Annotated in this window: 16 protein-coding genes; 15 read left to right on the forward strand and 1 reads right to left on the reverse strand. The window is 46.3% G+C overall.

Translation table 11 applies throughout. The features are described from left to right. Positions 1–41: 41 nt before the first annotated feature. The 5 genes from H525_RS0100230 to sigG all read left to right on the forward strand — a co-directional run bounded on the left by H525_RS0100230 (position 42) and on the right by sigG (position 4,804). Positions 42–479 (forward strand): YbfB/YjiJ family MFS transporter, encoded by a 438-nt coding sequence (locus tag H525_RS0100230; protein WP_027414503.1) that lies wholly within the window; start codon positions 42–44, stop codon positions 477–479. 548 nt (positions 480–1,027) lie between these two features. Further along, entirely contained in the window at positions 1,028–2,005 is a 978-nt protein-coding gene (locus tag H525_RS0100240; protein WP_027414504.1) for an SDR family oxidoreductase, read from the forward strand. A gap of 238 nt (positions 2,006–2,243) precedes the next feature. After that, a complete protein-coding gene (gene spoIIGA, locus H525_RS0100245; protein ID WP_027414505.1) occupies positions 2,244–3,164 on the forward strand; it encodes a sigma-E processing peptidase SpoIIGA in 921 nt (306 codons plus the stop codon). 29 nt (positions 3,165–3,193) lie between these two features. Continuing rightward, positions 3,194–3,916 carry an RNA polymerase sporulation sigma factor SigE gene (gene sigE / locus H525_RS0100250; protein ID WP_027414506.1) on the forward strand — a complete coding sequence of 241 codons (723 nt, stop codon included), beginning with the start codon at positions 3,194–3,196 and terminating at the stop codon, positions 3,914–3,916. A gap of 111 nt (positions 3,917–4,027) precedes the next feature. Beyond that, positions 4,028–4,804 carry an RNA polymerase sporulation sigma factor SigG gene (gene sigG / locus H525_RS0100255; protein ID WP_027414507.1) on the forward strand — a complete coding sequence of 259 codons (777 nt, stop codon included), beginning with the start codon at positions 4,028–4,030 and terminating at the stop codon, positions 4,802–4,804. A gap of 166 nt (positions 4,805–4,970) precedes the next feature. On the opposite strand, the gene H525_RS0100260 is transcribed toward sigG, so the two are convergent. After that, entirely contained in the window at positions 4,971–5,768 is a 798-nt protein-coding gene (locus H525_RS0100260; protein ID WP_027414508.1) for a basic amino acid ABC transporter substrate-binding protein, read from the reverse strand. A gap of 183 nt (positions 5,769–5,951) precedes the next feature. On the opposite strand from H525_RS0100260, the gene H525_RS0100265 reads away from it, so the two are divergent. From H525_RS0100265 to H525_RS0100310, 10 genes are all read left to right on the forward strand, one after another. Then, the gene (locus H525_RS0100265) at positions 5,952–6,227 is read left to right on the forward strand and encodes a YlmC/YmxH family sporulation protein (RefSeq protein WP_027414509.1); all 276 of its coding nucleotides are present in this window, start codon (positions 5,952–5,954) and stop codon (positions 6,225–6,227) included. Between the two features lie 83 nt (positions 6,228–6,310). Then, the gene (gene pgeF, locus H525_RS0100270) at positions 6,311–7,129 is read left to right on the forward strand and encodes a peptidoglycan editing factor PgeF (RefSeq protein WP_027414510.1); all 819 of its coding nucleotides are present in this window, start codon (positions 6,311–6,313) and stop codon (positions 7,127–7,129) included. 7 nt (positions 7,130–7,136) lie between these two features. Next, complete coding sequence (locus H525_RS0100275) at positions 7,137–7,823, forward strand: YggS family pyridoxal phosphate-dependent enzyme (RefSeq protein ID WP_027414511.1); 687 nt, start codon at positions 7,137–7,139, stop codon at positions 7,821–7,823. Positions 7,824–7,850: 27 nt separating this feature from the next. Beyond that, a complete protein-coding gene (locus H525_RS0100280; RefSeq protein ID WP_027414512.1) occupies positions 7,851–8,285 on the forward strand; it encodes a cell division protein SepF in 435 nt (144 codons plus the stop codon). Positions 8,286–8,301: 16 nt separating this feature from the next. Next, positions 8,302–8,577, forward strand: a complete 276-nt coding sequence (locus H525_RS0100285; protein ID WP_027414513.1) for a YggT family protein — start codon at positions 8,302–8,304, stop codon at positions 8,575–8,577. A 2-nt stretch (positions 8,578–8,579) separates the two neighbouring features. Continuing rightward, positions 8,580–9,353 carry a YlmH family RNA-binding protein gene (locus tag H525_RS0100290; protein ID WP_027414514.1) on the forward strand — a complete coding sequence of 258 codons (774 nt, stop codon included), beginning with the start codon at positions 8,580–8,582 and terminating at the stop codon, positions 9,351–9,353. Positions 9,354–9,481: 128 nt separating this feature from the next. Continuing rightward, positions 9,482–9,976, forward strand: coding sequence for a DivIVA domain-containing protein (locus H525_RS0100295; RefSeq protein WP_027414515.1), 495 nt, complete (start codon positions 9,482–9,484; stop codon positions 9,974–9,976). Between the two features lie 167 nt (positions 9,977–10,143). After that, on the forward strand, positions 10,144–12,912 hold the full coding sequence (gene ileS / locus H525_RS0100300) for an isoleucine--tRNA ligase (RefSeq protein ID WP_027414516.1): 2,769 nt from the start codon (positions 10,144–10,146) through the stop codon (positions 12,910–12,912). 17 nt (positions 12,913–12,929) lie between these two features. Then, positions 12,930–13,400 (forward strand): signal peptidase II, encoded by a 471-nt coding sequence (gene lspA / locus H525_RS0100305; protein ID WP_027414517.1) that lies wholly within the window; start codon positions 12,930–12,932, stop codon positions 13,398–13,400. Further along, the gene (locus H525_RS0100310; protein WP_027414518.1) at positions 13,390–14,325 is read left to right on the forward strand and encodes an RluA family pseudouridine synthase; all 936 of its coding nucleotides are present in this window, start codon (positions 13,390–13,392) and stop codon (positions 14,323–14,325) included. Before lspA ends, H525_RS0100310 begins: the two co-directional genes overlap by 11 nt. Positions 14,326–14,471 lie beyond the last annotated feature (146 nt).

Raw genomic sequence — 14,471 nt, forward strand, 5'->3', positions numbered from 1 at the left:
CTGATGTTTCGGGCCGCCTTTAAGCGGAAGAATCAATTAAATTGGTTTATTCTCCGTGGTTTAGCTTTGCTTTATCCGCAGCGCCTTCTATTTGGCTGTGGTCCAAAGCAGCTTACGTTTGGGGTGCGGAAGCAGCAACCTATGCAGCCGTTATCATGCAAGCAATTGGTGTCATTCTGCCAGTTATGATTCCGAATGTCCTTTGCGCATTGATCGGCTCTATTTTATTTGGCGGAACCTTTATGGGAATTACTACGCTTTCTCTTTCTATCGGAAGACAATGCGCTCCAGAACGTGGAAGCAAAATTATTGGGAATATGACCGCGATGTTCAGTATCGGCCAAATTATTGGACCGATCGGGGGAGGGGCGTTAGCTGCTGTGCAGCATTCGTATTCTACTGCGCTGCTGCTTTCAGGAGGTTTGTTGGTTGTAGCGGTGGTAATGCTTTGGTTCAGCAATACTCGGTCCCAAAAATGATTGGTCCCAAAATAAAAAGGGTTATTCTTTTTACGATTGTTTATAAAAAGAATAACCTTTTTCATTTTGGAGGTAGCGCTCATTCTAAGGTTGATCGGCATGTGGCACTACCCCGTTATGAAAAACCAATAATCTAGATTAGTGGATAACTCTGAACATAACGCGGGTTAAAGTAATATGGTGGTCTAGGCCCTATTTTTGGCATTGGCCAGGTGTGATCAGAGTCATATAACATCACTACTTTTTCCTCTGAATAGTTCTGTAACAAAAGCATTACTTCTGGGTTAAATTCGAACTGCAAAAGGGTAGCCTCCTTAACATTTTTTTCAACACTTTACTTTATTCAAACCTCTTCAATATGGAGCCAGTACCGATTAGCGTATGAAAAGTGACACAACGCTTTGCAAATTTACATTCCTAAAATGGTTTTGCAGATTTAACCTTCTCTTTTTGGAAGCAGGCACTGCGGTAGCCTTTCAAACATAAGGTAAAAAGAAATTTATTTCTCCAGGAGGTTTACCATGAAACAAAACTATAAAATGCATCAGATGGATCAAATGTATCAAGCGTATCAATTAGACCAAATTCAGCAAATGCAACAAATGTTTGAAGCCCAAATAGCTCAACCATATCCGCTATACCCTAATTATGGGAAAATAACACGTTACAAGGAAATCCCGATTAATTTACCAGAACAACGTCAGCTCCGCCATCCCGGTGTGGAAGGACTAATGGTACCCCGGCCGATTATTGAAAATCCAAACTATAGAGGAAGCGGGAAATTAGTAGGAAAAGTTGCACTCATTACAGGCGGTGACAGCGGTATTGGGGCAGCTGTAGCGATTGCATTCGCTAAAGAAGGCGCTGATGTGGCCATTGCTTTTTTAGATGAGTATGAGGATGCAAATCGAACAAAAATGAGAATCGAACAACTCGGACAATGTTGTTTATTGATGCCGGGTGATTTGCGAGACAAGGGGCAATGCGTTGCGATTGTCGAACAGACATTGCAGACGTTCGGACGCCTCGATATTCTCTGTAACAACGTTGGTATCCAATTTCAACAATTAAGCTTGCTTGACATAACTGATGAACAATTCGACGATACATTTAAGGTAAACATATACTCTCATTTTTACACAACCAGAGCTGCGCTTCCTTATTTAAAGCCGGGCAGTTCCATCATTGGTACTTCCTCCGTGGTGACATATATAGGCGAGAAACAAATGATTGATTACACAGCCACAAAGGGCGCTATTGTAGGTTGGACACGTGCCCTGGCCAAAAACGTGGTAGATAAAGGCATCCGGGTCAATGCCGTCGCTCCGGGCCGAATCTGGACTCCGCTCATTGCGGCAAGTTTCTCCTCAGACCAAATCGCTGTATACGGAGCCTTTAATCCAATGGAACGGGTGGCTCAGCCATTTGAACTCGCGCCAACATTCGTCTACCTGGCTTCTGATGATTCACGCTTTGTTACTGGTCAAGTGCTTCACGTTGACGGCGGAGAATCCACACATTCATAACATAATGTTATTATACTTTTCTTGCTTCACAGTTCAACATGACAACCGAGAAGTCCCGAAATGTAAAAAAAGACCGAGTAAATATACTTCGGTCTTTTCGCTTTCGATACATCACGCGAAGTTTGTCTAAAAATATTCACATAAATTGTCTTTATTTTTCATACGATTTAGAGATCATGCTTTATCTTTATGTGTGATAATGGAAACGCGAGGGTATGAAGGGAGGCCTGTATGGAATGTGACGATCTACGCAGATGTTATTTTCGCCGTTAATCTATTGATTGACTATATGCTGCTTGCTGCCACGGCCTATATCCGCAGGGTACCCTATAAAAAATGGCGTATGGTGGCCTCTTCTACCTGCGGCGCTATGTATACAATTTTTATTTTTTTTCCGCCCTTATCATTCGCTTATACGATTCTCGCGAAATTTATTTTTTCATGCATGATGATCTGGCTGGTGTTCGGGCGAATCCGGGTGTGGGGATTTGTTCAATTGCTCGTTACCTTTTACTTCATTTCTTTTTTTATCGGGGGTGGCCTTTTTGCCCTTCATTTCTTTTTACAGGGGAAAAGCCAACTGGTTAATGAAATTATCGTGACTCATAGCGGATCCGCATCATCTGTAGCAGCCCCGACATTTCTTTTACTGGTCATCGGATTTCCTGCCATGTGGTGGTTGACAAAAAAGGGATATCGCTCAGTGGAAGCGTCCAGGCAGAAAGATGTGCAGTATGTTGAATTTACCGTCGAAATAAATGAATATACGTTTTCCTGCACGGGATTTATTGATACGGGCAATCAGCTGCATGACCCGCTATCACGTACACCCGTCAGTATTGTGGAGCTTTCCGTTCTGGAAAGTATACTGCCAGCGCAGGTAACTGCGGCGGTTAAGGCAGATGATTTATCTGCCTTCGATTTATCAATGGTTGATGAAGGTTGGCTGCCGCGTATGAGGCTCATTCCGTACCGTACCGTTTCGGCTCAGATGAGATTCTTGCTGGCCATACGTCCAGACCAGGTTATCGTGAAGACAGGGGAAGAGACATATCATACAAAAATGTTTATTGGCCTGCGAACAGGTTCACTAGCATCAGATGGAAGCTATCAGGCGGTCGTTCACCCGAAAGCGCTGATACACAAAAAAGCTTCGTGAAAAATAAACAGGGCCATTGGAGGGAAAACATGATAGTAAAACTAAAACTGACGTTCATGGTAATGTGGTATAAGTTCATGATGAAGATGGGTGTAAAGGCGGAAGAAATTCATTATATTGGAGGGAGTGAAGCTTTACCCCCGCCGTTAAACAGGGAAGAGGAAGAATTCCTGCTTGGCAAACTGCACACAGGTGATGCAGCTGTACGGGCAATGCTGATTGAGCGCAATCTCCGTCTCGTTGTGTATATAGCCCGAAAATTCGAAAACACAGGAATCAATATTGAGGATCTTGTGAGCATAGGAACGATCGGCTTAATTAAAGCGGTCAACACCTTTGACCCGGAGAAAAAAATCAAGCTTGCTACATATGCGTCCCGCTGCATTGAAAATGAAATTCTGATGTTTCTCCGGCGAAATAGCAAGGTAAAATCAGAAGTATCGTTTGATGAACCATTGAACATCGATTGGGACGGAAATGAATTGCTTTTATCCGACGTGCTTGGCACAGAAAACGATATTATTTATCGCGACCTTGAAGAGCAGGTCGATAAGAAGCTGCTGTATAAAGCGCTTGAAAAACTTGCCGACCGGGAGCGCGTAATTATGGAAATGCGCTTTGGCTTGAACGGGGAAGAAGAAAAGACGCAAAAAGACGTGGCAGATCTGCTTGGAATTTCGCAGTCGTATATCTCACGGCTTGAGAAGCGGATTATCAAGCGCCTGCAGAAGGAATTTAATAAAATGCTGTAATGTATCTATTGTCTGATGATTCTAAAGGGATTGACTGGAAGCTCCGCTGCATAATTTTCCCCTCCCAGGAGATACTTATCTGTAACGCTGGCTCCTTCAGGAGGGAAAGAAGTGACACGTAATAAGGTAGAAATCTGCGGAGTAGACACATCCAAATTACCCGTGTTAACCAATGCAAAGATGCGGGAGCTATTTGTTAAATTGCAAAGTGGGACATACGCAGCAAGAGAACAATTGGTAAACGGCAACCTGCGGCTGGTATTAAGCGTAATCCAGCGATTTAATAACCGCGGGGAATATGTGGACGATTTGTTCCAGGTTGGCTGTATCGGGCTGATGAAAGCCATTGACAACTTTGATTTAAGTCAGAATGTGAAGTTTTCTACGTATGCCGTTCCCATGATTATTGGAGAGATACGGCGGTATTTACGGGACAATAATCCAATCCGGGTGTCCCGCTCCTTGCGCGATATCGCGTACAAGGCATTGCAGGTTCGTGATTCATTAACGAATAAGAATTCACGCGAACCAACCATTTTTGAGATTTCCGAAGCGCTCAATGTGCCAAAGGAAGATGTCGTGTTCGCACTGGACGCCATTCAAGATCCGGTCTCCCTTTTTGAGCCGATTTACCAGGACGGCGGTGATCCTATTTTTGTTATGGATCAAATTAGTGATGACAGGCATAAAGACAGCCAGTGGACTGAAGAAATAGCGTTGAAGCAGGCGATGTACCGCCTCACTGATCGGGAAAAATTAATATTATCGATGCGATTTTTTGAAGGAAAAACACAGATGGAAGTTGCCGAGGAAATCGGGATTTCCCAGGCTCAGGTTTCACGTCTGGAAAAAGCAGCCATCGTACAAATGCAAAAATATGTGCAGTAAAGAAAACTTGGCTAGCGCCAAGCCACAGGCGCAGGCGATAGCCTTAATAGCACTTATGTGTGTAGGAAAGTATAACTTTCCTACACGCTAAGAAAAAACGGGTGTGAAAAAACGCGCTGGAGCCTTTTCTCACCCGTTTTTTTACTGATGAATTTATCACTTTCTCTTACTTGCCCATATATTGATTAAAAATGGCGTCATACTTACCGTTTTGCTTGACGGCAGTCAGACCTTTGTTAAGCTTGTTTAACAATTCGGTATTGCCTTTCTTGACGGCGATGCCGTACGTCTCCGGTTTTACAGAAGGGTCTTCCACAATTTTTACCTGTTTTAAATTTAGCTGATTCACAAATTTTTTAATAACGGCATTATCAGCAATAACGGCTTGAATGCGCCCGTTTTGTAGATCATCGATCGCTCCGGCAATCTCTTCATAAGCTTTGAGCCCGGCATACCCTTTGCCAAACGTATCTTCCACAAGGCTGGCCCCCGTTGTGCCGGATTGCACACCGATTAATTTTCCTTTTAAATCTGTGACTTTTTTAACGGAAGCGGCAGGGCCATTTTCTTTAACAAGAATCACCTGTTTAGCGGTAAAGTAAGGACTTGTAAAGTCAAACGATTTTTTTCGGTCATTTGTAACCGTAATACCGGCGATACCAATTTGAACCGAACCGTCTTTTAACCCGCTCATCATGCCGTCCCAGCCGGTGTTTTTTAGTTCAACGTGAATATGTTGGGATGCGGCAATTGCTTTAATCAGATCCATATCAAAACCAACAGGGTCACCTGTTGGCGACAAAGATTCGAACGGGGGGAAAGATGCATCGGTGCCGACTACCAGAGTATCCGCTTTGCTTGAGGACGCATCACCTGCGCTGCCAGCCGTGTTTTTTGCTCCGCCACAACCGGCAATTGTCAAAAGCAGTATAGCTATGAGTAAAAAGAGAGATATTTTTTTCATTTAAATCTTCCTCCTTAATTTAAGAGCAAACTATTAAATGTTTACATATAAAATTACTTGAATAAGTATACAGCGGTGTTTTTTGATTGACAAGCGGATTTTTTCTAAAATACTTTTAGGACATTTCTTAAAATTTATACATATACTAAGGGTAAGGCGGGCTAAAAAAGCGGGGTGTGAAGGGTGATTAAAATATCCGAATTCCAAACGAAGGATGTTGTTAATATACAGGATGGAAAAAAACTCGGGCAAATCTCTGACTTGGAAATCAATTTAAAAGTTGGCCGGATTGAAGGGATTGTTGTACCTGGAAAAGGGAACGGAAAGTTCTTTGGGCTGTTCGGCGGAGGAGAAGAGATTGTCATCCCCTGGCGTAATATCGTAAAAATCGGTACTGATGTGATCCTGGTGCGTCTCGATGAAACACTCGTTCAACTGAGGCCGGAGAAGGAAGGATAAGCGTTTGGCAGGCACGGAGAGGGCGGCAGTTTTTCTTTCCTTATAGATATGATAATGGTAAGATGCTAATAAGGAGGAGAGAGATGGAGCCGTTTACGTTACAAAAGGAAAGTTTGCACTTATCCCGCTGGGAGTCTGTGTGGCCTGAACTGACAGCCGGATTCTCGACTCGCCATCACGGGATAAGCGCCGGAGAATACGCAAGTTTAAATTGCGGGCTTCATGTAGGAGACCGTGCTGAAGACGTAATAGAGAACCGGAGAAGATTGGTCGAGTCCAATGGTTTTCTTTTTTCCTCATGGACGTGTGCCGACCAGGTACACGGGAACTGTGTAGTACAAGTTACGGAGCGTGAAGCCGGGGCCGGACGGGAGGCGCTGGAAGACACCATTACCGGCACGGACGGATTGGTAACGGATTGCCGCAATATTTTTCTTGCCGCCTTTTACGCGGATTGTGTCCCGTTGTTTTTTTATGCGCCGGCTCACCATGTGATCGGGGTGGCCCATGCAGGCTGGAAAGGAACCGCCGCAAACATAGCGCACAATATGGTAGGCGAAATGAAACGGATCTGGGGAATCTCAGCATCGGAGATTTATGCGGCGATTGGACCGTCCATCGGGCCCTGTTGTTATGAAGTAAACGATGTCGTTGCCGATAAAATTAAGGATATATTGGGAGAAAAAGCACAAAGTGTGCTTCAGCCTGTAAAAACGGATAAGTATATGCTAAATTTACAGGAAACCAATCGAATTTTGCTTCTTGAAGCAGGAATTTCAAATTCCCGCATCGAATTGAGTCAACTATGTACAAGTTGTCGCACCGATTTGTTCTTTTCCCATCGGAAAGAAGCAGGAAAAACAGGGCGCATGACAGCGTTTATCGCGTTGAAAGAGGGGTAAAAATACGTTGTCATATATTGATGAAAATTTTCAACTGGTTCAGGAAAATATAAAAAAAGCGTGTGAAAAAGTGCAGCGTTCACCTGACGTGCAGATTGTAGCGGTCACAAAATACGTGTCGCTGGAAACAACCCGGCTGGCGCTGGCTGCGGGAATTCAGCACCTCGGAGAAAGCAAGAGCCAGGATGCCATCGCTAAATGGAAGGCGCTTGGGGATCAGGCTGTCTGGCATTTTATCGGACACTTACAAACGAATAAAGTGCGGGATATTATTGGTAAATTCACGTATGTTCATTCGCTTGACCGCTATTCTTTAGCTGCTGAGCTGAGCAAGCGCGGCCAACAAATACAAGCTGTAACCCGGTGTTTTGTCCAGGTTAATATATCGGGGGAAGAGTCCAAACATGGGATAAAACCGGGGGACGCCGCTTCTTTTATTCGGGAAATCAACCATATGCCGGCTATCGAATTGGTTGGCTTGATGACGATGGCGCCTTATGTGTCGGACGCCGAGGAAACACGCTGGATTTTTCGTTCGCTGCGCGAACTTCGTGATGAGCTTCGACAAGAATTTCCGCAGATTCCTTTGACTCATTTAAGTATGGGAATGTCTAATGATTATCAGGTAGCTGTGGAAGAAGGAGCTACCTTCATTCGGCTGGGTTCCACACTTGTCGGTGATGAGCGAAACTAAATTCTGTGAAAAAGGAGAACGGGTAAAATGGGCGTAGTTACAAGGATCAAAGATTTTTTCGGGATCGGCAGTGACGAATATGTCGAAGAAATTATCGAAGAACATTACGAAGAAGAACCGGAAGAGTCGTATATCCGGCCCCGGAAAGGCAAACAGGATAATGTAGTGAGCCTGCATGCATTGAAGGAGCAAAATCCGCGTGTGATGTTAATCGAGCCGAAGTCTTACGATGAGGTCCAGGACATCGCCGACCATATTCGTTCAAGGCGTGCGGTCGTGGTCAATCTCCAGCGCGTGACACCCGAGCAGGCTAAAAGAATCGTTGACTTTTTGAGCGGAACCGTCTACGCGTTAAGCGGAGCTATGCAGAAAATCGGCTATGGGACCTTCCTTTGTGTGCCTGAGCATATGGAACTCCAAGGCCATATTACGGAATTAATGTACGAGGATAAAGGCTTATGAAAACCGAGGTGAAGAGATGGCACAATTCATTGGGTTGATCCAAATTTTGTTTGAAATATACAGCTATATGATTATTATTTATATTCTAATGTCCTGGGTTCCTCAGGTGCGTCAGACGTCTATCGGACAAATACTGGGACGTCTGGTTGAGCCTTACCTGTCGATATTCCGCAGAATCATTCCACCGCTTGGCATGATTGACATTTCGCCGATTCTTGCCTTTTTCGCCTTGCGATTTGCTGAGAACGGCCTGATTACTGTTATTTCGTATATTTATGGAATGGCTGGATAGCGATGAGTTTGTTTGATCATTTTAGGCAGGAAGAGCGCCCCTTTGTCGAACGTGTCCTGGAATGGACGGAGAGAGTGCGGAATCGGTACGAGCGTATTCAAACCGATTTTTTAGATCCGCGCCAGGCTTTTATCGTCCAATCATTGGCAGGCCGCGAAGCAGGGGTTTTTTTCATGCATTTTGGCGGATATGCGGAAGCTGAACGAACGAGAGGCATGCTTTACCCTGAATATATGGAGCCAACGGAAGAAGACGTTGGACTTGCGCTGCTGAACGTCACAGGCAGCAACCGGTTGCTGCCCCTGGAACATCGAGATTATCTTGGTTCGCTCCTCGGATTGGGCATTAAACGCGAGAAATTCGGGGATATTCTTGTTCACCCACAGTGCGGCCAGCTTATCGTTGCCGCAGAGATTGCGGATTATGTGCGGCTCCATATGCACCAGGTGCACCGCGTCAATGTTGTCGTTGAAAACATTCCACTCTGCGAAATTCAGGTTCCGGCTCAATCGTTTCGCCGCCTTTCTTTTACGGTCCAATCGCCCCGACTGGATGCGATAGTCAGCGATGTATACCGCATTTCCCGGGCGAAGGTGTTGTCACCCATCCGGAACGGGCGCGTGAAAGTCAATTGGCGGGAAGTGAGCGACCCATCTCTGTATCTCGCCGAAGGGGATGTTGTATCCTTTAAAGGGTTTGGCCGCTTTAAAGTGACCCTGCTGGGAGGGGAGACGAAAAAAGGCCGGGTCAGGCTTGAAGTTAGTGTGTACGATTGAACAATTTAAATGACTGGGGCGGCAGGAAATATGTTATCTTTTGTCGAACAATACTTCTTTAAAGAAAACTTGGGCTAGTCAGCCGCACGCAGGCACGGGCAGCCTTAGAAAACGGGAGGTGCATTTCGGTGTCCCTTACACCACTTGATATTCATAATAAAGAATTCAGCCGTTCATTCCGTGGATATGATGAGGATGACGTGAACGAATTTCTGGATCAGATTATTAAAGAATTCGATTTGCTGTTAAAGGAAAAGCGGGAACTGGAAGAACGTATAGCCGAGCGAGATAAGAAAATTGCTTCCTTTGAAAATATTGAAGACACGCTGAAAAAGGCGATGTTCGTAGCACAGGGGACGGCAGATGAAATGAAAAGCAATGCCCGTAAAGAGGCAGAGTTGATCATAAAAGAAGCCGAAAAAAATGCGGATCGCCTCATTAATGAAGCGCTCGCCAAATCACGCAAGTACGTGCGCGAAGTGGAAGAGTTAAAAAAACGTGCCGCGGTCTACCGTACCCGGTTCCGCTCCATGCTGGAAGCACAGCTTGAAATGCTGGACAATGGAGATTGGGAAAATTTCGAACGCCTCGAAGAAGGTTTTGCGACGAGTGTAGAAGATTAAAATACATAAGTAAAGGTATAAAAGATTGACGGTTCGTTAAAAATTGTTTTATACTTTTTGAGATACGAAAGATTTAAGGGATACGATATATACGTAGCCTTCTCGTCCCGTTTGGGTAGGGGAGGCTATTTTCTCATTTTATAACATCTGTAGGAGATGAAGGACACATGGACTATGGTAAGACATTAAACCTGCCAAAAACGGAATTCCCCATGCGGGGAAACCTGCCGAAGCGCGAGCCGGATATCCAAAAATGGTGGGATGAAACCGATATTTACTCGAAAGTCCAGGAGCGTACAAAGGGCCGCGAGAAATTCATTCTTCATGACGGGCCGCCGTATGCGAATGGCGATATTCATATCGGCCACGCTTTAAACAAAGTACTGAAAGATTTTATCGTGCGCTATAAATCGATGGCAGGCTTTGATGCACCTTATGTTCCCGGCTGGGATACACATGGGTTGCCGATTGAGCATGCGATTATTAAAAATGAAAAAATTGACCGCCATAAAGTCGGCGTTGTGGAATTCCGTGAACGCTGCAAAGAATATGCCCTTACGTTTGTAGAAAAACAAAAAGGCCAATTTAAACGGCTGGGTGTCCGCGGTGACTGGAATGACCCTTATATTACTTTAAAGCCGGAATATGAAGCCCGCCAGATTCAAATCTTCGGCGAAATGGCGAAAAAGGGTTATATCTACAAAGGCTTAAAAGCCGTCTACTGGTCTCCTTCTTCGGAAACGGCACTGGCGGAAGCCGAGATTGAGTACAAAGATAAGAAATCCGCATCGATTTATGTGGCGTTCCCCGTAGTGGACGGGATCGGGAAGCTAAACAAAGGGGATAAAGTGGTGATCTGGACGACCACCCCGTGGACCATTCCTGCTAACCTCGCCATTGCGATTCACCCTGAATTCGAGTATTCCCTCGTGCAGGTAGGCGACAGCAAATTTTTAGTTGCCTCCGGTTTATTAGAAAGTGTGGCCAAAGAAATTGGCTGGTCGGACTATCATGTAGTCTCGACGTTTAAAGGCGGGGACCTTGAAGGTGTCGTCTGCCGCCACCCGTTCTATGATCGCCCGTCTCCGCTGCTGCTTGGCGAGCATGTAACGTTGGATGCCGGTACAGGTTGTGTGCATACCGCTCCCGGACACGGAGAAGAAGACTTTAACCTCGGCCAGAAATACGGCCTTGATGTGCTGTGCCCTGTTGATGAAAAAGGGATGATGACCAAAGAGGCGCCCGGGTTTGAAGGGGTGTTTTACGATAAAGCTAACAAGCTTATTACGGAAAAGCTGGAGGAAGCAGGAGCCCTACTTCATCTCGGCTTTATCACCCACTCCTATCCGCATGACTGGCGATCCAAACAGCCGGTTATCTACCGTGCAACCGAGCAGTGGTTTGCCTCGATTGACGGGTTCCGTGAACAAATGCTTGAAGCGATTAAAGATGTGAAATGGGTACCGCAGTGGGGCGAACAGCGTCTTCATAACATGATAGCCGATCGCGGTGACTGGTGCATTTCCCGCCAGCGGGTGTGGGGGGTGCCGATCCCGATTTTCTACTGCCGCGATTGCAACGAGCCGCTGATTAATGATGCCACGATTGGGAAGGTATCGGACATTTTCCAGCGGGAAGGATCTTCCGCCTGGTTTGCCAAAGAGGTGGATGAACTGCTTCCTGAAGGCAGCATATGCCCGAAATGCGGCGGCAAAGAGTTCCGCAAAGAAACCGATATTATGGACGTATGGTTTGACTCCGGTTCAAGCCATGCAGCTGTTCTTCGTCAGCGGGAACAACTGGCTTGGCCGGCAGACCTTTACTTAGAAGGTTCGGACCAATACCGCGGGTGGTTTAACTCGTCGCTTTCAACGGGAGTGGCTGTATACGGCCAAGCGCCGTATAAAAGCGTATTAAGCCATGGCTTCACCCTTGACGGGGAAGGACGGAAAATGTCCAAGTCGATCGGAAATGTGGTCGTTCCGAAGGATATTATGGATAAATTGGGTGCAGACATTCTGCGCCTGTGGGTAGCTTCCGTTGATTACCAGTCCGATGTCCGCATTTCCGATAACATCCTGACACAAATTGCCGAAGTTTACCGTAAAATTCGCAACACGTTCCGCTTCCTGCTCGGAAATCTGGAAGGATTCGATCCGGCAGCGGACCAGGTACCGTTCGAACAGTTGGAGGAACTCGACCGCTACATGATGATTAAAATGCAGCACGTTATCGATAAAGTGCGTAAAGCGTATAACGAATACCAGTTTCATACCGTCTATCATACGATTCATAACTTCTGTACGATCGATTTAAGCTCGTTCTATCTTGATATTTCAAAAGACCGGTTGTATGCGGATGCCACGAAATCGGCGGCCCGCCGTTCCGCACAGACGGTTATGTACACGATTCTTAGCGATCTGGTTCGTCTCGTGTCGCCGATCGTTCCGCATACTGCGGATGAAGTATGGCAGTATGTGCCGGGCAGGCAGGCGGAAAGCGTGCAGCTGGTGGATATGCCTGAGTCCAAGCAGGATTATTTCAACGCCGGTTTGGAAGCAAAGTGGGATGCTCTCGTCGAGATTCGCGATGAGGTATTGAAAGCACTCGAAGAGGCGCGCCGCGAAAAAGTCATCGGGCAATCGCTAGCGGCTGCACTGGATCTATATCCGACGAAAGAAACAGAGGCAACCTTGCAGAACTGCGATAATCTTGAAGAGTTGTTTATTGTTTCCCATGTCACCATGCATACACCATCTGAACAGGCGCCTGCGGACGCCGTGCAGTTGGAAGGGCTGGCAGTGAAGGTTACTCCTGCGGAAGGGGAAAAATGTGAACGCTGCTGGATTATTACCCTGGAGGTAGGGAAAGATAAAGAACACCCAACCCTTTGTTCACGCTGTGCAAGTGTCATTAAAGAAGAAGTAAAAGCGTAAACAGGAGAGATAAGCCATTGATCTATTATCTAATTGCTTTCATTGTGTTTATGCTCGACCGGTTCACGAAATGGCTGATCGTCCACGATATGACGTTCGGCCAATCCATTCCGCTGTGGCCCGGCGTGTTTCAGATCACTTCGCATCGTAACAGGGGAGCTGCGTTTGGCATTTTGCAAAACCAGCGGACATTCTTCCTCATAATTACGATTGTAGTTATTGTGGGGATTGCATGGTATTTGCGAAAGGTCAGCCGTACCAGCCCGGTGATAGCCTGGGCGCTAGCTTTCATCCTCGGCGGGGCGGCAGGAAATTTCTATGACCGCCTGATCACCGGGGAAGTGGTAGACTTTTTCGATTTTACATTGATTCATTTTCCAATTTTTAATGTGGCGGACTCCTCGATTGTGGTAGGTGTGTGTTTGTTCATTATTGACGCCCTCCGCGAGATAAGCCGGGACGGACGGATGAAAAAATATGAACAATGAAAATGAACAGTGGGAACGATATGACTGGGTGGTCGAGAGCCAGGATGCCGGGGAACGGGTTGATAAATTCCTTGCTGCGGTTCAGGAAGATTACTCGCGCAGCCAACTGCAGGGCTGGTTAAAGGAAAACCTCGTGTCGGTCAATGGAAAGCCTGCGAAAGGAAATTATCGCCTCCAGGAGGATGATGAAATTGTCCTTACCGTTCCTCCGCCTAAGGATTTGAATATTGCGGCGGAGCCGATGAACCTTGACGTTGTTTACGAGGACAGCGATGTAATTGTCGTCAATAAGCCGAGAGGCCTCGTGGTTCACCCTGCTCCCGGTCACTATTCCGGCACGTTGGTGAATGGACTGCTTTACCATTGTAAAGACTTGTCCGGCATTAATGGCGTGCTGCGCCCCGGGATCGTCCATCGGATTGACAAAGATACGTCCGGCCTGATTATGGCGGCTAAAAACGATAAAGCGCATGAATCGCTGGCTGCCCAGCTTAAAGATCATACGGTGACCCGCCGCTATGTAGCGCTCGTTCATGGGGTTATTGCGCATGAAAAAGGCACGATTGATGCGCCAATTGGGCGGGACCCGAAAAACCGGCAGCAGATGGCGGTTGTGTTCGAGAACAGTAAACCCGCTGTCTCTCATTTTGCCGTGCTTGAACGATTCCGGGATTATACGCTGGTGGAATTGAAGCTGGAGACAGGCCGCACCCACCAAATCCGCGTTCACATGAAGTACATTAACCACCCGCTTGTCGGCGATCCGAAATACGGACCGAAAAGCGATTTTTCGATTGAAGGGCAGGCGCTGCACGCCAGAGACCTGGGATTTATCCACCCGGGGACAGGCGAATATATGGAATTTACCGCACCGCTTCCCAATGATATGACAACTATCATCAAGCATTTGCGATTGCTTGGTTAATATTATAATTGACATTCTTTGTTTTACGTGACATAATTCTTTTGACTACAAAGCAACCTTTAATGCAGTCCAGAGAGGCTGGCAAGGTAACCGGATACCGTTCATACGGCAGGGGAGAGGGCTTGTGCAATGCCTGCATTCTGCTA

This window comes from Aneurinibacillus terranovensis DSM 18919 (assembly GCF_000430625.1).
Taxonomy (GTDB): Bacteria; Bacillota; Bacilli; order Aneurinibacillales; family Aneurinibacillaceae; genus Aneurinibacillus_B; species Aneurinibacillus_B terranovensis.

Coding starts and splice junctions, on each gene's coding strand:
- H525_RS0100240 (WP_027414504.1), top strand. CDS start 1,028: ATGGATCAAATGTATCAAGCGTATCAATTAGACCAAATTCAGCAAATG.
- sigE (WP_027414506.1), top strand. CDS start 3,194: ATGATAGTAAAACTAAAACTGACGTTCATGGTAATGTGGTATAAGTTC.
- H525_RS0100260 (WP_027414508.1), bottom strand. CDS start 5,768: ATGAAAAAAATATCTCTCTTTTTACTCATAGCTATACTGCTTTTGACA.
- pgeF (WP_027414510.1), top strand. CDS start 6,311: ATGGAGCCGTTTACGTTACAAAAGGAAAGTTTGCACTTATCCCGCTGG.
- H525_RS0100280 (WP_027414512.1), top strand. CDS start 7,851: ATGGGCGTAGTTACAAGGATCAAAGATTTTTTCGGGATCGGCAGTGAC.
- H525_RS0100285 (WP_027414513.1), top strand. CDS start 8,302: ATGGCACAATTCATTGGGTTGATCCAAATTTTGTTTGAAATATACAGC.
- H525_RS0100290 (WP_027414514.1), top strand. CDS start 8,580: ATGAGTTTGTTTGATCATTTTAGGCAGGAAGAGCGCCCCTTTGTCGAA.
- ileS (WP_027414516.1), top strand. CDS start 10,144: ATGGACTATGGTAAGACATTAAACCTGCCAAAAACGGAATTCCCCATG.
- H525_RS0100310 (WP_027414518.1), top strand. CDS start 13,390: ATGAACAATGAAAATGAACAGTGGGAACGATATGACTGGGTGGTCGAG.